16 protein-coding genes are annotated in these 18,375 nt (G+C 73.7%); 8 read left to right on the top strand and 8 right to left on the bottom strand.

Features of this window, described 5'->3' with window-relative positions; genetic code table 11:
- Nucleotides 1-77: 77 nt before the first annotated feature.
- On the bottom strand, nt 78-992 hold the full coding sequence (locus AC4IJH_RS35390; RefSeq protein ID WP_490856071.1) for an MBL fold metallo-hydrolase: 915 nt from the start codon (nt 990-992) through the stop codon (nt 78-80).
- A gap of 226 nt (nt 993-1,218) precedes the next feature.
- Here AC4IJH_RS35390 and AC4IJH_RS35385 point away from each other — a divergent pair, with 226 nt between their 5' ends.
- The gene (locus tag AC4IJH_RS35385; protein WP_490856070.1) at nt 1,219-1,962 is read left to right on the top strand and encodes a helical backbone metal receptor; all 744 of its coding nucleotides are present in this window, start codon (nt 1,219-1,221) and stop codon (nt 1,960-1,962) included.
- Nucleotides 1,963-1,970: 8 nt separating this feature from the next.
- On the opposite strand, the gene AC4IJH_RS35380 is transcribed toward AC4IJH_RS35385, so the two are convergent.
- Nucleotides 1,971-3,140, bottom strand: coding sequence for a TDT family transporter (locus AC4IJH_RS35380; protein ID WP_490856069.1), 1,170 nt, complete (start codon nt 3,138-3,140; stop codon nt 1,971-1,973).
- A 70-nt stretch (nt 3,141-3,210) separates the two neighbouring features.
- On the opposite strand from AC4IJH_RS35380, the gene AC4IJH_RS35375 reads away from it, so the two are divergent.
- Entirely contained in the window at nt 3,211-4,251 is a 1,041-nt protein-coding gene (locus AC4IJH_RS35375; RefSeq protein ID WP_490856068.1) for a LysR family transcriptional regulator, read from the top strand.
- Nucleotides 4,252-4,330: 79 nt separating this feature from the next.
- Here AC4IJH_RS35375 and AC4IJH_RS35370 read toward each other — a convergent pair whose 3' ends face one another.
- The 4 genes from AC4IJH_RS35370 to AC4IJH_RS35355 all read right to left on the bottom strand — a co-directional run bounded on the left by AC4IJH_RS35370 (nt 4,331) and on the right by AC4IJH_RS35355 (nt 8,534).
- Nucleotides 4,331-5,350: a methyltransferase gene (locus AC4IJH_RS35370; RefSeq protein WP_490856067.1), complete on the bottom strand. Its 1,020-nt coding sequence runs from the start codon at nt 5,348-5,350 to the stop codon at nt 4,331-4,333.
- A 92-nt stretch (nt 5,351-5,442) separates the two neighbouring features.
- Complete coding sequence (locus AC4IJH_RS35365) at nt 5,443-6,147, bottom strand: gamma-glutamyl-gamma-aminobutyrate hydrolase family protein (RefSeq protein WP_490856090.1); 705 nt, start codon at nt 6,145-6,147, stop codon at nt 5,443-5,445.
- Between the two features lie 69 nt (nt 6,148-6,216).
- The gene (gene eat, locus AC4IJH_RS35360) at nt 6,217-7,710 is read right to left on the bottom strand and encodes an ethanolamine permease (protein ID WP_490856066.1); all 1,494 of its coding nucleotides are present in this window, start codon (nt 7,708-7,710) and stop codon (nt 6,217-6,219) included.
- 92 nt (nt 7,711-7,802) lie between these two features.
- Nucleotides 7,803-8,534: a FadR/GntR family transcriptional regulator gene (locus tag AC4IJH_RS35355; protein ID WP_490856065.1), complete on the bottom strand. Its 732-nt coding sequence runs from the start codon at nt 8,532-8,534 to the stop codon at nt 7,803-7,805.
- A 72-nt stretch (nt 8,535-8,606) separates the two neighbouring features.
- On the opposite strand from AC4IJH_RS35355, the gene AC4IJH_RS35350 reads away from it, so the two are divergent.
- The 4 genes from AC4IJH_RS35350 to AC4IJH_RS35335 all read left to right on the top strand — a co-directional run bounded on the left by AC4IJH_RS35350 (nt 8,607) and on the right by AC4IJH_RS35335 (nt 13,531).
- Nucleotides 8,607-9,995, top strand: a complete 1,389-nt coding sequence (locus tag AC4IJH_RS35350) for a glutamine synthetase family protein (RefSeq protein ID WP_490856064.1) — start codon at nt 8,607-8,609, stop codon at nt 9,993-9,995.
- A 14-nt stretch (nt 9,996-10,009) separates the two neighbouring features.
- Nucleotides 10,010-11,380 (top strand): aldehyde dehydrogenase family protein, encoded by a 1,371-nt coding sequence (locus AC4IJH_RS35345; protein WP_490856063.1) that lies wholly within the window; start codon nt 10,010-10,012, stop codon nt 11,378-11,380.
- Nucleotides 11,377-12,168, top strand: a complete 792-nt coding sequence (locus AC4IJH_RS35340) for a 3-oxoacyl-ACP reductase (protein ID WP_490856062.1) — start codon at nt 11,377-11,379, stop codon at nt 12,166-12,168. The genes AC4IJH_RS35345 and AC4IJH_RS35340 overlap by 4 nt, the downstream gene beginning before the upstream one ends.
- 88 nt (nt 12,169-12,256) lie before the next feature.
- On the top strand, nt 12,257-13,531 hold the full coding sequence (locus AC4IJH_RS35335; RefSeq protein WP_490856061.1) for an HAD family hydrolase: 1,275 nt from the start codon (nt 12,257-12,259) through the stop codon (nt 13,529-13,531).
- A gap of 4 nt (nt 13,532-13,535) precedes the next feature.
- On the opposite strand, the gene AC4IJH_RS35330 is transcribed toward AC4IJH_RS35335, so the two are convergent.
- Together AC4IJH_RS35330 and AC4IJH_RS35325 are read right to left on the bottom strand one after the other, a co-directional pair.
- A complete protein-coding gene (locus AC4IJH_RS35330) occupies nt 13,536-14,312 on the bottom strand; it encodes a hypothetical protein (RefSeq protein ID WP_490856060.1) in 777 nt (258 codons plus the stop codon).
- A 132-nt stretch (nt 14,313-14,444) separates the two neighbouring features.
- On the bottom strand, nt 14,445-15,659 hold the full coding sequence (locus AC4IJH_RS35325; RefSeq protein ID WP_490856059.1) for an amino acid deaminase/aldolase: 1,215 nt from the start codon (nt 15,657-15,659) through the stop codon (nt 14,445-14,447).
- Between the two features lie 200 nt (nt 15,660-15,859).
- Here AC4IJH_RS35325 and AC4IJH_RS35320 point away from each other — a divergent pair, with 200 nt between their 5' ends.
- Together AC4IJH_RS35320 and mycP are read left to right on the top strand one after the other, a co-directional pair.
- Nucleotides 15,860-17,116, top strand: a complete 1,257-nt coding sequence (locus AC4IJH_RS35320) for a hypothetical protein (RefSeq protein WP_490856058.1) — start codon at nt 15,860-15,862, stop codon at nt 17,114-17,116.
- Nucleotides 17,113-18,288 carry a type VII secretion-associated serine protease mycosin gene (gene mycP / locus AC4IJH_RS35315; RefSeq protein WP_490856057.1) on the top strand — a complete coding sequence of 392 codons (1,176 nt, stop codon included), beginning with the start codon at nt 17,113-17,115 and terminating at the stop codon, nt 18,286-18,288. Before AC4IJH_RS35320 ends, mycP begins: the two co-directional genes overlap by 4 nt.
- Nucleotides 18,289-18,375: the final 87 nt, after the last annotated feature.

The following is an 18,375-nucleotide window of genomic DNA, read 5'->3' as shown; positions in this document are numbered from 1 at the left end:
CCTGGCCCCAAGGGCCCTGCCCCCGGTTCCGTACCGGGGGCAGGGCCCTTTTCGCATACGGGTCGGGCGCCGCGGCACTACCAGCGGTGCGCGGTGAAGTCGACGGGGCGGGGCTGAAGGTCCTGGACCCGGCGCGTCAGGTTCTGCAGGCGCTCGTACATCTCGGCGGCGGGCAGGTGGCGGCGGTCGCCGTGGCCGGGCAGCAGCCACTCGAAGGTGAGCCGGTGGGACGTACGGGCCAGGGAGGCGGCCAGTTCGGTGATGGAGTACCAGGTCACGCTCTCGGCGACCTCGATGTCGGCGGTGGTGCGCGACCAGTACAGGCTGTCGCCGCTGAAGCAGTAGAGGTCGTCGGCCAGGAACAGGACGCTGCCCTCGGTGTGGCCGGGCAGAGGGTGGGCGACCACGCCGTCGGCGATCTCGACGGGGTCGGTGCCGCGCAGCACCTGGTCGGCGTCCGGTACGGAGTCCAGGTCGCCCTCGTGGATCCACAGCCGGGCGCCGAAGCGGTCGGCGTAGCGGCGGCCGTGGGCGACATGGTCGCGGTGGGTGAGCAGAACGTCGGTGACAGAGCCCAGCGCCTCGTAGCGGTCGGCCAGTTCGGCGCTGAAGCGCGGGGTGTCGATCATCATCGAGGTGCCCGAAGGGCGGCGCAGCAGATAGGAGTTGGCGGCGGCGGTGCGGGAGGAGTTGTGCCCGCACAGCAGCACCCGGCCCGCCTCGTCCAGGGCCATCGGGTACGGGTCCAGGGCCGGGTCCAGCCTGCGGGAGGGGTGGCGGATGGAGCGGGTGTGGCAGGCGTACGCGGCGGCGTGCAGCGCCCGCAGGTCCGCCTCGCCCTCCGGCGGGCGCACGAACACCGAGCGCCCGTCGGCCTCGCCGATCAGCCCCGGGGCGAGCTGCCGTGCGACATCGCAGTTCGTGCAGCGGTCGTCCACGAACCAGCCGCCGTCCGATCCTGCGGCGCGGCCCTGGCTGTCACGGGTGTCCATGGGGGAGCTCCTTCCGGGGTGCGCACCGCGCTGCGGGCGGGCCCTGTGGGGTGTGTTGGGAGGGTGCCTCCACATCTATCCCGCGCCGGGAGGAAGACGGAAGGGGCTCAGGGGCTTGTTCTTCGCGGTGCGGGCGTATCCCCCCATCCGCGCTCAACTGCCGTGAACAGAGCGGCGGATGAATGTCAAGCTGCGGTGGTGTCGCCGGCGCGCGTACGGTGGTGCGATGACCGCTCGCACTCCCACGCGGCGCGTGGTGTCGCTCGTACCGTCCCTGACCGAGGCCGTCGCGGTCACCGAACCCGGCCTGCTGGCCGGCGCCACCGAGTGGTGCAGCCACCCCGCGGACCTGGACGTGCCGCGCCTGGGCGGCACCAAGAACCCCGACACGGCCCGTATCGCCGCCCTCGCGCCCGACCTCGTCATCGCCAACGAGGAGGAGAACCGCCCGGCGGACCTGGCCGCGCTGCGCGCCGCGGGGCTGGAGGTGATGGTCACCGAAGTGCGCGATCTGCCGCAGGCGCTGCGGGAGTTGGAGCGGGTGCTGGTGCGCGGCTGCGGGCTGCGGCGCCCCGAGTGGCTGGAGCGGGCCGAGGCCGCCTGGCGGGAGGTGCCCCAGGTGCCCGGCGGGCCGCTCCGGGCGGTGGTGCCCATCTGGCGGCGGCCGTGGATGGTGCTGGGCCGGGACACCTTCGCCGGTGATCTGCTCGCGCGCCTGGGCGTGACCAATGTGTACGCGGGGCACGCCGAGCGCTATCCGCCCGTGCCCGTCCAGGAGTTGAACGCCTGCGGCGCCGACCTGGTCGTGCTGCCCGATGAGCCGTACCGCTTCACCGCGCAGGACGGCCCGGAGGCCTTTCCCGCGCTGCCCGCCGCGCTGGTCAGCGGGCGCCATCTGACCTGGTACGGGCCCTCATTGGCCGAAGCCCCCGCCGTATTGGCACAGAGCCTGGCGGGGGCGGTGGGCTGAAGCGCGGGTCAGACGGCTGCGGCGGGAGCGGGAGCGGGGGCCGGTGCGGCCTTGGCCGGCGGGGCCAGGAGCGTGCCGCGGGCCAGGCCCAGCGCCGTACGCGCCCCCGCGAACAGCCAGGCGGCCACCAGGAGGGCGAACAGCGCCACCGCAAGCCAGGTGAAGGCGGCCAGCCCGGTGTGCCGGGCCAGGCCCGCGGCGCCGGTGACGCAGGTGCCGACGGGGAAGGTGAAGCCCCACCAGGTCATGGTGAACCGCATGCCGCGGCGGAAGGCGCGCACCACCATCGCCCCGGCCAGCGCGAACCACAGCAGCGCGAAGCCCATCACCGGCACCCCGTAGAGCACAGCGAAGGCGCCCATCGCGCCCGCGTAGGGGTCCGCCACCGCGCCCGGCGCGACATCGGCGAGATTGTTCACCGCGGTCGTGGACTGGCCGAGCGGGCCCAGCACCAGCATCAGCGTCGGAGTCAGCGCGAGCGGCAGCGGTCCGTGGTGGATGAGCCGGCCCAGCACGACCGGCAGCATCACGAGCGTGGCCAGCAGCGACATCCCGAACAGCGCGTAGCAGCCGAGCAGCAGCGCCTCCTGCCACTGTCCGGCCGGCAGGTGCGGCACCAGCGCGGGGCCGAGCGCGGCCGAGACCATCGGGGCGACCAGCGGCAGGATCCACACCGGGGAGGCACTGCCCGGCTCGATGCGGTGCCGGGTCACCATCAGGTACGGGATCGCCGCGGCGGCGGCCAGGCCCACCAGGGTGCCCGCGATCCACAGCGCCGAGTCGGCGACGACCGCGGCCCGCTCGCCGATCACGTCCGAGCCGACGGCCAGCGTGCCGCCGCCGACCGCCAGCAGCGCCATCGACAGACAGCCGTAGAAGGGCGCCACCATCGGGTCCAGGAGGTGGCCGCGGGCCTGGTCGGGGTGGCGCAGCCAGTGCGCGCCGCGGGCGGTCAGCAGTGTCAGCAGCATCAGGACGGACAGCGCCCACACGGCCTGGTACGCGCTGCGCAGCCCCGGGAAGTCCAGCGGCAGCGTGGCTCCGGCGTTGGCGACGATCGCGGTGCCCATGACGGCGGCGTACCAGTTGGGTCCGAGGTACCGGACCGAGCCGAGCCGGGCCGCGGGCGAGGGCGAGGGAGTGACGGTGGGGGACGGCGCGTGCGCGAGTGAAGCCATGTGACAAGCCTGGCTCCGGTTCGCCGCCCCCACCAGGGAGGGCCTGTCTATGAGGGCATAAGCTGGCTTTATGAGTGGTGAGCGGGATCGGGGAGCGGCCGGGCCGGAACGGGTGTACGGGAGCGGGCGGGCCGGTACGGGCCCGGCGCACGCGGAGCCCTCGGCCCCCGGTGGCGCGAACCCCGCCCCGCTCGCGCACCGGGTCCCCGACCTCGGCGCGCTGGAGCTCCTGCTGGCCGTCGCCCGGCTCGGCAGCCTGGGCCGGGCCGCCCGCGAGATGGGCATCACCCAGCCCGCCGCCAGCAGCCGTATCCGCTCCATGGAGCGCCGGCTAGGCGTCGGGCTGGTCGAGCGCTCGCCGCGCGGCTCCCGCCTCACGGACGCGGGGGCGCTGGTCACTGACTGGGCGCGGCGGATCGTGGAGGCGGCGGAGGCCTTCGACGCGGGCGCGCAGGCGCTGCGCGGGCGCCGCGACTCCCGGCTGCGGGTCGCCGCCAGCATGACGATCGCCGAATACCTGCTGCCCGGCTGGCTGATCGCGCTGCGCGCCCAGCTTCCCGGGACCGCGGTCTCGCTGCTGGCGGGCAACTCCGCAGCGGTGGCCGAACGCCTGCTGGCGGGCGAGGCCGACCTCGGCTTCGTCGAGGGGCTGGACGTACCGGCCGGGCTGGACGGCGCGGTCGTCGGGCACGACCGGCTGGTCGTCGTCGCGGCGCCCGCGCACCCCTGGGCCAGGCGCGGCCGGCCGCTGGGCGCCGCTGAGCTGGCCGCCACCCCGCTGATCCTGCGCGAGCGCGGCTCCGGTACGCGCCAGGTCCTGGACGCGGCCCTGGCCCGCTGCGGCGGGCTGGCGCCGCCGCTGCTCGAACTGGCCTCCACGACCGCGGTGAAGGCCGCGGCGGTGAGCGGCGCGGGGCCCTCGGTCCTGAGCGAGCTGGCCATCGGCGAGGAGCTGGCCGCTCGCCGCCTGGTCGAAATTCCGGTGCCGGGCATCGCTCTCACCCGCGACCTGCGCGCTGTGTGGCCCGCGGGGCAGCGGCCGGCGGGGCCGGCCCGCCATCTCCTGGGGCTGACGCGTGGCACGGGTTGCGGGGCACCGACGGCGAGTTGAGGCGGGGAGTGCCGTCTGCGGGGGCGTCGTGGCCGGGCGCACAGTTCCCCGCGCCCCTCTGGGGGCGCCCGGTGATGTGTTACGGCTTCACGGCGATGACCGCCCCGTCCGCCCCGGGGCCCTCGAAGCGCACGGTGTGCACTTCGGTGAAACCGGCGTCGGTCAGCCACGACCCGTACTCCTGCGCCGTGTAGTTGCGGCCCCAGGTGCTCACCAGCATGTGCAGGCCCATCAGCGCGGGCAGCAGGGGGCCGTCCTTGGAGTCGTCGACGAGGAGTTCGCTGATGACGATCAGGCCGCCGGAGGGGAGGGCGGCGAAGCACTTGTCCAGGATCATGCGGTTCGTGGGCTCGTCCCAGTCGTGCAGGATCTGGGAGAGCAGCACGGCGTCGTGTCCGCCGGGCAGCGCCGCGTCCTGCAGGAAGTCGCCGGGCACCGCCGTGATCCGGTCGCTCAGGCCCTCGTCCGCCACCCGCTCGCGGGTCAGCTCGCACACGAAGGGCAGGTCGAAGACGGTGGCCGCCAACTGCCCGTAGGAGCGGCACAGTTCGATGTCGTACGCGGCCTCACCGCCGCCCACGTCCAGCAGCCGCCGCACCCCGCCGAAGTCGTACGCGCCCGCCAGCGCGCGGGCGCTGGTGGCGGACAGCGCGTACATGCTCTTCCAGTAGTGCTTGCGCAGCGCCGCGTCCGCCGGGTCGAACATCGTCTCCTTGGCGCGGGAGTCGAAGTTGGTGGGGGAGTCGGTGCGCAGTGCCTCCTCCAGGCGCGCCCAGCCGGCGGTGCGGCGGTCCATGCCGAGTACGGCGTCGCCGAAGTAGTCCGGGCGGCCGCGCACCAAGTACTCCTCGGCCTCGGGGGTGTTGGCGTAGCCGTCGCCGCGGCGCTCCAGCAGGCCGAGCGCGGCGCAGGCGGTGAGCAGTTGTTCGGCGGGGCGCTCGGCGATGCCGAGGTGGCCGGCCGTCTCGGCGACCGTGGCGCCCGGCCGCTCGGAGATCCGGGAGAAGAGGTCCATGCGGGTCGCCTCGGCCAGTGCTCGGGAGGCCCAGGCCCCGGCGACGATCTCCATGAGGCGCTTGGGTGACTTCGGGGCGGTCAAGGAGACTCCTCACAACGGGCCGGGGTACGGCGGTGGCCGAGGGGCGGCCCGGCCGCCGCCCTCCAGCGGCTCCCGAGCATCCCTCGATGAATTCACAACTGCTGACGGCAAGTTGACCAGTCATGTGCCGCGGCGAGAAGGGCCTCCATCACACGTGTGTCACTTCCGGCCTCCGGATGCCACTGCACGGCGAGCGTGAACCCTGCGGCCTCGGGGAGCTCCAGCGCCTCGATCGTGCCGTCGTCCGCGTGGGCGCTCGGCAGCAGGCCGCGGCCCAGCCGCCCGACCGCCTGGTGGTGGTAGGTCGGTACGGACACGGGCTCGGGCAGCAGACCGCCCAGCAGCGTGCCCGGCACGGCGGTGACCTTGTGGTCCTCGAAGACCCCTTCGGGGCCCGCATGCCCCTCGATGTGCTGGTCGAGGGTGCCGCCGAGGGTCACGTTGAGCAGTTGCAGCCCGCGGCAGATGCCCAGCAGCGGCAGTCCGCGCTCAAGGGCCGCCTCGATCAGGGCCAGTTCCCAGGCGTCGCGCGGGCGGTCCGGCGGGCCGGTGCGGGGGTGCGGCCGGGCCTCGTACCGTACGGGCTCGACGTCCGGGCCGCCCGCGATCACCAGCCCGTCCAGCCGGGCGACGGCCGCGGCGGCGAGCTCGGGGGCGTCGGGCGGCAGCAGCGCGGCGAGCCCGCCGCAGCGCTGGACGAGCCGGTGGTAGCCGGCCGGGAGCACGGCGGCGGGCATCGCCCACACCCCCCACCGGACCTCGTCCGGGAGGTAGGTGCTGATGCCGATGAGGGGCATGGGCGCGGAGTGGGGCGGCTGGGGCAACGAGGTCTCCTGCGGTCGGTGCGGTTGTTGCGGTCAGTGGAGTCAGTTGCGTTCCAGCTCCGCCTCCGCGGCCGCCAGCGCCGCGAACTCCTCCTCGGGCGCGGCGGCCACCAGGCGGTGGCGGGAGTAGAAGGCGAAGTAGGCCACGGCCACGGCGTAGACGCCGAGCGCGATGACGGCCGCCTCCCGGTCGACCAGGAAGGTCGCCACCAGCGCCGCGCAGGCCAGGACGAAGGCGACACCGGAGGTCAGGGCGCCGCCGGGGGTGCGGTAGGGGCGGGCCAGCTCCGGTTCGCGGCGGCGCAGCACGATGTGCGAGAGCGCCATGAGGGCGTAGGAGATGGTGGCGCCGAAGACCGCGACGTTGAGCAGCCGGGCGCCGTCGCCGGTCGCCGCCGCCAGCGCGAAGCCGAGCCCGCCGGGCACCAGCAGGCCCAGGTAGGGGGCCTTGCGGCGGCTGGTCAGGGACAGGAAGCGGGGCAGATAGCCGGCCCGGGAGAGCGCGAAGAGCTGCCGGGAGCCGGCGAAGATGAGGGAGAAGAAGGAGGCCACGAGCCCTGCCAGGCCCGCGTAGTTGACGATGCGGGAGACGGCGGTCGGCCTTCCGCCCGGCTGCAGCGCCTGGACCAGCGGGTCGCCGACGGACTGGAGGGCGGCCGAGCCCCTGGCCCCGGTCGCGGCCACGAAGGTGACCAGCGCGAGCAGCAGCAGGATGCCCATCGCGGCGGCCATGGCCCGGGGGAGCGTACGGGCCGGGTCCTTGGTCTCCTCGGCCGCGAGCGGTACGCCCTCCACGCCCAGGAAGAACCACATGGCGAAGGGGAAGGCCGCCCAGATGCCCAGGATTCCGAACGGCAGCCAGGAGTTGGCGCCGAACGCGCCCCGGTCCACCGGGATGTCGTTGAGGCCGCCGACGTGGAAGTCGGTGAGCGCGCCGATGGCGAAGACGAGGATCGCGGCGACCGCGACGGCGGTGACCACCAGGCTGAAGCGCAGCGCCTCGCCCACGCCCCACAGGTGGATGCCGATGAAGACGACGAAGCACGCCAGGTAGACGGGCCAGCTGGAGGTGAGCCCGAACAGGCCCAGGGGCTGGACGTAGTCGCCGATGAACAGGGAGATGGCGGCCGGTGCCAGGACGTACTCGATCAGGATGGCGGTGCCGGTCAGAAAGCCGCCCCAGGTGCCCAGCGCGCGCCGCGCGAAGCCGTAACCGCCGCCCGCCGTGGGCAGGACGGAGGCCAGCTCGGCCAGCGCGAAGACCAGGCAGGTGTACATCAGGCCCATCAGGACGGCGGCGATCGCCAGGCCGCCGAAGCCGCCGTGGGCCAGCCCGTTGTTCCAGCCGGAGAAGTCGCCGGAGACGACATAGGCCACGCCCAGGCCGGTGAGCAGGAGGGGGCCCGCGCTGCCGCGGCGCAGCGCGCGCCGCTGGAGGTAGGCGTCCTCGGGCGTCGCGCCGCCCTTGGGCGCGGCCGGTGGGGCGGTGGGGGAATCGCTGGGTGGGGCGGTGGGAAGATCACTGCCGTCGGCCATCAGCCGCTCCTGCCTCCGTGGGGGTAAAGGTTTAGCGCCACACCTTTGTGCGCCCACTGTGTCCAGCGCAAGACCCGTGCGTAAAACGCCGGTTACGCCGACGGGCCCGCCAGGAACCCGCGCAGCAGCGCCGCCGTACCGCAGCAGTGCTCGCGCATCACCTCGCGCGCCCCGTCCGCGTCCTGCTCCAGCACCGCCTCCACCAGCGCGGTGTGCTGGGTCTGGGAGTGCTCCAGGTTGCGCACCAGCAGCGGGATGCAGTCCAGCAGGTCGTTGACGGTGGCGCGGACGGCGGCGTACTGGGCGGCGAGGGTGGCCGAGCCGGACAGTTCGGCGAGGGTGAGGTGCAAGAGAGTGTCGCGGCGGCGGTAGTCCTCCAGCGGCGCGTCGTGCGTGGCGGCCAGCGCCTGGCGCAGCCGCTCGGCGCCCGCCGCGTCCAGGCCGTGTGCGGCGCACAGCCCGGCCGCTCCCACCTCCAGCACCTCGCGGAAGCGCAGGGTGTCCTCCACGTCCACCGTCTCGATGCGCCGCCGCAGTTCGTCCTCTCCGGCGCTCTTCGTCCGTACGCGCACGAACGTGCCGCCGTAGCGCCCGCGCCGGCTCTCCACCAGCCCCTGGTCCTGGAGCACCTTGAGCACCTCGCGCAGGGTCACCCGGCTGATCTGCAGCCGCTCGGCCAACTCCCGTTCCGCGGGCAGCCGTTCGCCCTGCGGTACCAGGCCGAGCCGGACGATCTGCAGTATCTGCTCCAGCGCCTCCTCGAAGCCGTTGCCCGCCCGTACGGGACGCAGTACGGGCGCCAGCCGGTCCGCCGCACCGTTCATGAAACCCCTTCCCAATTAAAGGTTCGTGGGCCTACCTTATGACCTCCGGATGCAGCGCAAGGAGGCAAAACCGTGGCTGACCGCACGCCCCCGCTCTCCGTCGAGGAGCTGAGACGGCTCGTCGACTCCGGGGAGATCGACACTGTCGTCCTCGCCTTCACCGACATGCAAGGCAGGCTCACAGGCAAGCGGTTCGCCGCCCGGTTCTTCCTCGACGAGGTCCTGGAGCACGGCACCGAGGGCTGCAACTACCTCCTGGCCGTGGACGTCGACGTCAACACCGTCGAGGGCTACGCCATGTCCTCCTGGGAGCGCGGCTACGGCGACTTCGCCCTGCGCGGCGACCGCGCCACCTTGCGCCGTACCCCCTGGAACGCGGGCACCGCCCTGATGACCGCCGACCTCGCCTGGCACGACGGCTCCCCGGTCCCGGCCTCCCCGCGCCAGATCCTGCGCCGCCAGCTGGAGCGCCTGGCCCAGGCCGGGCTGGAGCGCACGGGGCGCGCCTGGAGCGCGCAGGCGGGCACGGAGCTGGAGTTCATCGTCTTCAAGGACACCTACGAGGACGCCTGGAACCGCGGCTACCGCGGCATGACCCCGGCCAACCAGTACAACAGCGACTACTCGGTGCTGGGCACCGGCCGCGTCGAACCGCTGCTGCGCCGCATCCGCAACGAGATGGGCGCGGCCGGCATGACGGTGGAGTCCGCCAAGGGCGAGTGCAACCTCGGCCAGCACGAGATCGCCTTCCGTTACGACGAGGCGCTGACCACCTGCGACCAGCACGCCGTCTACAAGACCGGCGCCAAGGAGATCGCCGCGCAGGAGGGCATGGCGCTCACCTTCATGGCGAAGTACGACGAGCGCGAGGGCAACTCCTGCCACATCCACCTCTCGCTGCGCGACGAGGCCGGGCAGCCGGTGCTCGCGGACGAGGCGGGCCCGTACGGCATGTCCTCCACCATGCGGCACTTCCTGGCCGGACAGCTCGCCGCGCTGCGCGACTTCACGCTCCTGTACGCCCCCAACATCAACTCCTACAAGCGCTTCCGGCCCGGCTCCTTCGCCCCCACCGCCGTCGCCTGGGGCCCGGACAACCGCACCTGCGCGCTGCGGGTCATCGGCCACGGCCACTCCCACCGCTTCGAGAACCGGCTGCCCGGCGGCGATGTGAACCCCTATCTCGCCGTCGCCGCCATGGTCGCCGCCGGGCTGTACGGCATCGAGCACGAGCTGGAGCTCCCCGAGGCCTGTACCGGCAACGCCTACGCGGGGGACGCCGCACACGTGCCCGCCACCCTGCGCGAGGCCGCCGGCCTGTGGGGGGCGAGCCCGATCGCCCGCGAGGCCTTCGGCGACGAGGTCGTCGAGCACTATCTGCACATGGCCCGCGTCGAGCAGGAGGCCTACGACACCGCCGTCACGGACTGGGAGCGGTTCCGCTCCTTCGAGCGCATGTGAGGAACGCAAGCGACGTGTTGCAAGAGCTGAGCATCATCAACCCGGCGACCGAGGAACTCCTGGCCACCGTCCCCGTCACCACCCTCGAGCAGGTGGACGCCGCCGTGCGGCGGGCCGCCCCGGCACAGGAGAAGTGGGCCGCGCTGCCGCCCGGCGACCGCGCCCGCCTGCTGCGCCGCTTCGCCGAGGTGGTCGGCGCGAACGTCCCGGAGCTGGCCCGCCTGACCGTCGAGGAAGCCGGTCACCCCAGGGGCAGCGCCGAGTGGGAGGCGGGCAATGTCGCCGACCTCCTCAACTACGCCGCCGGGGGAGTGGAACGCCTGACGGGCACTCAGATCCCGGTCGCGGGCGGCCTGAACGTCACCTTCCAGGAGCCCCTCGGCGTCGTCGCCGTCATCGCCCCCTGGAACTTCCCGCTGCCGATCGCCGCCTGGGGCAGCGCCCCCGCGCTCGCCGCGGGCAACGCCGTCCTGCTCAAGCCCGCCGAGGCCACCCCGCTGGCCGCGCTGCAGCTGGCCCGCTACGCCCTGGAGGCGGGGCTGCCCGAGCACCTCTTCCAAGTCCTGCCCGGAGAAGGCCCGGTGACCGGCAGCGCCCTGGTCGAGCACCCCGGCGTCGCCAAGGTCGTCTTCACCGGCTCCACCGCCGTCGGCCGGCGCATCGCCGCCCAGTGCGCCGCGCAGACCAAGCGGCTCACCCTCGAACTCGGCGGCAAGAGCCCCAACATCGTCTTCGCCGACGCCGACATCGAGGCCGCGGCCGCCGCCGCACCCGGCTCCTTCCTGGACAACGCCGGACAGGACTGCTGCGCCCGCAGCCGCATCCTGGTCCAGCGTTCGGTCTACGACCGCTTCATGGAGCTGCTGGAACCGGCCGTGCAGTCCTTCACCGCCGGCGACCCCACCGACCCCGCGACCCAGATGGGGCCGCTGATCTCGGCCGCCCAGCGGGAGCGCGTACGCTCCTACGTCCGCGAGGACGCCCCCGCCGCCATCCGCGGCGAGGTCCCGGCGGGCAAGGGCTTCTGGTACCCGGCCACCGTCCTGGAGGGCTCGCCCACCGACCGCACGGCCGTCGAGGAGATCTTCGGCCCCGTCGCCGTCGCCCTCCCCTTCGAGGACGAGGCCGAGGCCGTACGCCTGGCCAACGCCACCGACTACGGCCTCTCCGGCTCCGTCTGGACCCGGGACGTGGGCCGCGCCCTGCGCGTCTCGCGCGCCGTCGCGGCGGGCAACCTGTCCGTCAACTCCCACAGCAGCGTGCGCTATTGGACCCCCTTCGGCGGGTTCAAGCAGTCCGGCCTCGGCCGCGAGCTGGGCCCCGACGCACTGTCCGCCTTCACCGAGACCAAGAACGTCTTCATCAGCACCGAGGAGAGCAAGTGACCGAGACCGCCGACGCCCCCGTCTGCCGCCGCCTCGTCGGCCGTACCGCAGTGATCACCGGAGCCGGCAGCGGCATCGGCCTGGCCACCGCCCGCCGCCTGGCCTCCGAGGGCGCCCGCGTGGTGTGCGCGGACATCGACGCCACGGCGGGCAAGGCCGCGGCCGAAGAGGTCGGCGGGCTCTTCGTCCAGGTCGACGTCACCGACCCCACCCAGGTCGAGGCGCTCTTCAAGACCGCGTACGACACCTACGGCTCGGTGGACATCGCCTTCAACAACGCCGGAATCTCACCGCCCGAGGACGACTCCATCCTCACCACCGGCCTGGATGCCTGGAAGAAGGTCCAGGAGGTCAATCTCACCTCCGTCTACCTGTGCTGCAAGGCCGCGCTGCCCTACATGCAGCGCCAGGGCCGCGGCTCCATCATCAACACCGCCTCCTTCGTGGCCGTGATGGGCGCCGCCACCTCCCAGATCAGCTACACCGCCTCCAAGGGCGGCGTGCTGGCCATGTCCCGCGAACTGGGCGTCCAGTTCGCCCGCGAGGGCATCCGCGTCAACGCCCTGTGCCCGGGGCCGGTCAACACCCCGCTGCTGAAGGAGCTGTTCGCCAAGGACCCCGAGCGGGCCGCGCGCCGCCTGGTGCACGTCCCCGTCGGCCGGTTCGCCGAGCCCGAGGAGATCGCCTCCGCCGTCGCCTTCCTCGCCAGCGACGACTCCTCCTTCGTGAACGCCGCCGAGTTCCTGGTCGACGGCGGTATCGCCGGGGCGTACGTCACTCCGCTTTAACCCCTCTGTAAGGTCCATGACCAGCACCGGAACCGGCTTTCGTGCCGGTTCCGGTTCTCGTCCTGCCCCTGTGCATCAAGGAGGATGCATGCGTCACCCCAAGCGCACCCTGGTCACCGGCCTGCTGGCCGCCGCCGCGCTGGCGACCTCGGTTCCCGCCGCCACCGCCGCGCCCGCCCCGGCCGAGCAGCGCACCAACTGCCCGCGGCTGTCCAAGAGCCTGAAGTGGTTCGGCGACAACCGCGCCAGACTCCAGAAGATGATCGACGAGCGCGGCAGCTGTTCGGGCAACAGCGGCCCCCGCCCCGTCGCCGCCTTCGACTGGGACAACACCGTCGTCAAGAACGACATCACCGACGCCACGCTGGCCTGGGCGCTGAAGAACGACAAGATCCTGCGCCCGGCCAGCTGGAAGCACACCAGCGCCTGGCTCACCCCGGCCGCCGACCGCGCCCTGACCAAGGCCTGCGGCACCTCCGTGCCCGTCGGCAAGCCGCTGCGCACCTCCAAGAACGCCGCCTGCGCCGACGAGATCATGGAGATCCGTGGCAAGGCCCGCACCATGAGCGGCAAGGAGGCCTTCGCGGGCGAGTGGAACCACCGCCGTACCGTCCCCGAGTACGCCTGGGTCCCCCAGCTGTTCGCAGGCCGCACCCCCGGCCAGCTCGCCTCGTACGCCAAGAAGGCGCGCGCCGAGGTCCTCAAGGCGCCGATCGGCTCCACCCAGACCGTCGGCACCCACAAGATCGCCGGTTATGTCCGCTACTACGACCAGCAGAAGGACCTGATCCGCACGCTGAAGGCGGCCGGCTTCGACGTCTACATCGTCTCCGCCTCCTCCGAGCCGATCGCCGAGGCCTGGTCCGGCGGCGTCGGCCTGGACCGTGCGCACACCATCGGCATCCGCAGCATGACCCGGCACGGCAAGCTGACCACCGGCATCAAGGGCTGCGGCGGCGTCAAGGACGGCGCGGGCGAGGCGCTGCCCTACATGGAGGGCAAGCGCTGCTGGATCAACCAGGAGATCTTCAAGATCAAGGGCGCCGAGGCCTGGCGCCAGCAGGACCCCGCGCACCGCATCGCGCTGGGCGCGGGCGACGCCGACACCGACGTCACCTTCGTGGGCGACGCCACCGGCGCGCACCTGGCCATCAACCGCAACAAGAGCGAACTGATGTGCCGCGCCTACGACAACGCCGACGGCCGCTGGGTCGCCAACCCGATGTTCATCGACCCGCTGCCGCGCAAGTCCGGCGCGTACGCCTGCTCCACCACGGGGTACGTGAACACCGACGGCGCGCCCGGCCCGGTCCGCCGCAACGACGGCACGGTCATCCCCGACCAGCTGGACCGCGCGTTCTGAGGCGTCACTGACCGCCTTTGCCGCCTGATGTGAAACGGCCTGCCAGGAACTCCTGGCAGGCCACTTTCGCGCGCATCAGCGGCGCCCGGAACTTCTGCTCCCGCCGCTCGGCCACCCGCAGTTTGCGCGAGCCCCGCGGGTAGCGCTTGCGCGCCCACGGCGAGCCGGGCCGGGCCAGCCGCAGCGCCCCGAAGAGCGTGAGGGTGGGCACGAACAGCCCGATCAGCCCGGTCCAGATCTTGCCCTTGACCAGCGTCACCAGCGCCAGGGCCAGGTTGATGACCACGACGCTCGCGACCACCCAGACCACCGCGGCGGGAGCGTCGTCCTCCCCGCTGGTGAGGGCGTCGTCGATGCCCAGCGGCCGGATGCCGGTCAGGGCCAGCGCGGTCAGCGCCACGGCCAGGAACACCGCGTCCACCGACAGCCGCCCGCGCTCGGACCAGTACACGTCCTCCAGGTGGAGCACCAGCGCGAACTCGTCCAGCACCAGCGCCGCGCCGATGCCGAACAGCAGCGCCGCCAGCGCGGCCCACAGCGATCTGCCGTTCTGCACGGCCAGCCCGCCCACCCCGCCGACCATCATGAAGACCAGCCCGAAGACGACATGGTGGATGTGCAGCCCGCCGGGGCTGACATTGCCCGGCCACCACTTCACCTGGGCCCTGATCATGCGGACGCTGAACCGGATGAACAGGAACGCGCCGATGAACGCGACCAGGAAGCAGAACAGCCGCAGCCGCCCGGTGTCCACCACGGTGCGCGCGAACCAGTCGCTCATGGGGCGCTCCTCGCTGTGCGGGCCGCCCGCCGCCGCAGGGACCGCCGTCCCCGCCAGGATCGCCGCGCGGCGCCGGGACCGCGACCGGGCCGTACGGCGCGTACGGCCCCCCGGCCACTCACGGGCGGCCGCTCACAGGAAGGTGCGGCCCTCGCCCCGATAAGTGGGCACCGAGGCCGTCACCCGGTCCCCCTCGATCAGATGCAGCGTCTCGAAGCGCTCGCACATCTCCCCGGCCTTGGCGTGCCGGAACCACACCTTGTCGCCGATCGCCAGCGCGTCGGCGGCGGGGCCCAGCAGCGGGGTCTGCACCTCTCCCGGCCCCTCCTGCGGGTCGTACCGCAGGCCCTGGGGCAGGTACGGCACCGGCAGCCGGTCGCCGCCCGCCACCCCGGACGCGGGGTAGCCGCCGCCCAGGACGGTCACCACACCGGGCCCCGGCCGGCGCACCACGGGCTGCGCGAAGAGCGCGGCCGGGCGCCCGCTGAAGGAGCGGAAGTTGTCGAACAGCCGGGGAACGTACAGCCCCGACCCGGCGGCGATCTCCGTCACCGCCGCCTCCGCGGCCGTGTGCTGCACGCTGCCGGTGCCCCCGCCGTTGACGAACTCCAGGTCAGGAGCCTGGGACCGGACGGCCCTCACCGCCTCCCAGCGCCGCCGCGCCAGCTCCCTGCGCGCCGCCGCCTGCATCACGCGGACGGTACGGGAGAACACCGGCCGCCCGGCGACCGCGTCGCCCACCCCCGCCACATGTCCCTCGTACGCCATCACGCCCACCAGCCGGAAGCCGGGGCGGCGGGCCACCGACCGCGCCACATCGGCCAGTTGGCCCGGTGCGCGCAGCGGGGAACGCCGGGTGCCCACCCGCACCCGGCCGCCCAGCACACTGAGCGAGGTGTCCAGTTCCAGGCAGACCCGCACCTCCTGGCCGCCGGCCGCCCGCACCGCATCGATCAGGTCCAGCTGCGCCGGGTCGTCCACCATCACCGTCACCGCGGCCGCGAGCTTGGCGTCGGCGGTCAGTTCGGCGAAGCCCGCCCGGTCCGCCGAGGGGTAGGCCAGCAGGATGTCGTCGAACCCCGAGCGCGCCAGCCACAGCGACTCCTCCAGGGTGAAACTCATGATCCCCGCGAAGCCGTCCCGCGCCAGGACCCGCTCCAGCAGCGCCCGGCAGCGCACCGACTTGCTCGCCACCCGGATCGGCTTGCCGCGGGCCCTGCGCACCAGATCGGCGGCGTTGGCGTCGAAGGCGTCCAGGTCGACGGCGGCCAGCGGAGCGTCCTGACCCGCGGTGGCCCGGTCGTAACGGGCCTTGTCGCCATAGGGATCCGAGAGCGGCTGCGGCATGTGCGCAGCCTGCCAGAAGGCGTTACCCCGGGGTAGGGGAGAGATCGCAACAGACCGGACACGGGTTGGAGCCCCGGCGCCACCAGCCCTTAGAGTGGCGGACGCCGCCGGTGCAGGTCAGCGGCGCGATGTCCGGATATCAACTGCCCTGCCCTGATTGTCGGGGAGGGTGGGCAGGAGCGGCGCGAGGGGGAGCGCGGGTGAGCACCGAGGCCGACTTCGCCAACGCGCGTCGGCTTCCGCCCATACCGCCGCCCCCGCCCCACCGTCCCGCGGCGGCCCCCGAACAGGACCCGCACACCGCGGTGCTGCGCCCCGTACCGGACCGCCCGGCGAGCCCGCCGCCCGCCGTCCCCCAGCCCCCGGCCGAAGCGCCGCCGCGGAGTGCGGCAGCCGAACCGCCGGTGCCGCCCCGCCCGCCCGCCCCGCCGCAGCCCCCCACGGTCCCCGCGCCCCCGCAGACGCCACCTCCTGCTCCGGCGCCCCTGCCCGTACCCCCGCCGCCCGCCCACGCACCCGTGACGCCACCGCCGGCGCAGCCCACGAGCCGGCCCGCCGCCTACCGCGACACCGCCGCCTTCCACCTCGCCAACAGCGAGGCCCTGTGGGTCGCGCCCCAGCCCTCCGGCCCTCCAGGACCACGGACACCGCTCCCCCCGAAGAGCGCGGCCCCCGGCGCCCCGCGGGCCACGCCCGCGCACCGCCCCGCGCCCCGCACCGTCGCCGTGGCGGCCTGCCTCGTGCTCGGCCTCGGGCTCATCGGCGGTGCCGCCGCCGGGAGTTGGCTCACCGACGGCCCCGACGACCGGCCCGCCGCCGAGGCGACCTTCGAGCGCGGCCGCCAGGTCTGGCACAGCGTCCCCGTCGACGAGCTCTTCCCGCGCACCCTCAAGGGCCCCGCCGCAGGGCCCGGGGGCGCGGACCGCAGCTGGACGCGTATCGCCGTCGCCCCCGACAGCGGCTGCGCCGACGCCTTCGACCCGCTGCTGGCCAAGGTGCTCTCCCCGGTCGGCTGCACCCGCCTGCTGCGCGCCACCTACCTGGACGCCACCCACACCAGCCTCATCACCACCGGAGCGCTCGTCACCAAGGCGGACGCCACCGGCATGAAGGACCTGCGCAAGCGCTTCACCACGGAGAAGCTGGCCACGCGCAGGGACCTGATGCCCCGCCCGTACGCCGCCAAGGGCACCGTGGCCCAGGGCTTCGGCCCCGCTCAGCGCGCGAGTTGGAGCGTGAGCGTGCTGACCGACATCCCCGTCGTCCTCTACGCCGTCTCCGGCTTCGCCGACGGCCGCGAGATCACCGCCCCCGAGCCCGCCGAGACGGCGGCCAAGCAAGGCGCCACCACCGAAACGGCCCGCTCGGGACTGGGCCATGACGCCAAGGGCGTCGCCGACCAGATCGCCCGGATCTTCCGTGACCGGGCCGCCGGGGCAACGGAGGCACCGTCATGACCGCACGCGTCCTGCGCGCCACCGCGCTCGCCCTGGCCGCCGCCGCGCTGACCGTCCTGCCCGCTCTTCCCGCACAGGCGGACGGCATCCGCACCCAGGAGTGGGCGCTGGACGCCATGAACACCCAGGAGGCCTGGAAGACCACCAAGGGCTCGGGCATCACCGTCGCCGTCCTGGACACCGGCGTGGACGGGGACCACCCCGACCTCAAGGGCGCGGTCCTGCCCGCCAAGGACCTGGTCGGCTTCGGCGCCGAGCCCGGCCAGAAGTACTGGGCCGAGCACGGCACCGCGATGTCCGGCATCATCGCGGGCCGCGGCCACGGCTCCGGCCGTACCGAGGGCGTTCTCGGCGTGGCCCCCGAGGCCGAGATCCTGCCGGTCCGGGTGATCCTGGAGGACGGCGACCCGCAGCGCCGGCAGTCCCGTACGGAACGGGCCGGCGCGCTCGCCGACGGCATCCGCTGGGCCGCCGACCACGGCGCCGACGTGATCAACCTCTCGCTGGGCGACGACAGCGAGTCCGCCCACCCCGAGCCCCGCGAGGACGCCGCCATCCAGTACGCCCTGAACAAGGGCGTCCCCGTCATCGCCTCGGCGGGCAACGGCGGCGAGGAGGGCGACCCCGTCTCCTACCCGGCCGCCTACCCCGGCGTGATCGCCGCCACCGCCGTCGACCGCGTCGGCAACCGCGCCCCCTTCTCCACCCGCCGCTGGTACGCCACCGTCTGCGCACCCGGCTACGACGTGGTCATCGCCAACCCCGACCGCAAGTACTACGAGGGCTGGGGCACCAGCGCCGCCGCGGCCTTCGTCTCCGGCGCCGTCGCCCTGGTCCGCGCCGCGCACCCCGACCTGAGCCCCGCCCAGATCAAGCAGCTGCTCACCGACACCGCGCAGGACGCCCCCAAGGGCGGCCGCAACAACGACCTGGGCGCCGGCCTGGTCGACCCCGCCGCCGCCATCAAGGCGGGCGCCGCCATCAAACCCCGCCCCCAGCAGCCCTACCCCGCCGGCTACGGCAAGACCTACTTCGGCCCCGGCCCCAGCGCCGACGCCACCGACGGCCCCGGCGTGGCCTGGCTCCCCTGGGCAGCCGCCATCCTCGGCACCGCCCTCCTGGCCACATCCCTCACCCTCTGGCGCCGCCCCGACCTCTTCCGCCGCCACTGACGGCGCGCAGCGCCATGTCTTTTCCCACCCACAACGGGAGGGGCGCGGGGGGGGGGGGGGGGGGGGGGGGGGGGGGGGGGGGGGGGG

The sequence above is a fragment of the Streptomyces sp. UF-297 genome (genome assembly GCF_058245575.1).
The sequence above is the reverse complement of the archived record's forward strand: the minus strand, read 5'-3'. Positions and strand labels throughout refer to the sequence as shown.